Source organism: Pseudomonas sp. Kh14 (assembly GCF_900291005.1).
Taxonomy (GTDB): Bacteria; Pseudomonadota; Gammaproteobacteria; order Pseudomonadales; family Pseudomonadaceae; genus Aquipseudomonas; species Aquipseudomonas alloputida.
The window spans coordinates 1-269 of the sequence record NZ_OLKJ01000122.1; the positions used below are offsets into that span (position 1 = coordinate 1).

General features: G+C 74.3%; 1 protein-coding gene. It reads right to left on the reverse strand.

What is annotated here, in order from left to right:
• The coding region (locus FQ668_RS27545; protein WP_369333848.1) for a helicase C-terminal domain-containing protein at positions 1-269 on the reverse strand (269 nt) is incomplete at both ends.

The following is a 269-nucleotide window of genomic DNA, read 5'->3' on the forward strand; positions in this document are numbered from 1 at the left end:
ACGCCCTGCCACAGCGACAGCGTGCCGAACAGTGAGGTCTGCGGATCGGCCGCGAATTTCTCGATCAGCGCCGCGGTGGCGTCGTCGCCCTGGCAGAGCACCGGGGTCTTCAGTCGCGGGCGCATCGCCTCGGCGGCGGCCTTGGCGGCCCGCATCGAGGAGAACAGCCCGAGGGTGCGCCCGCCGGCGGCCTCGATGAGTCCGGCGATCTCGTCGAGTTGATCCCCGGCGCCGGCCCCGTCGCGTCCCGGCGCGGGCAGGTGCGCGGC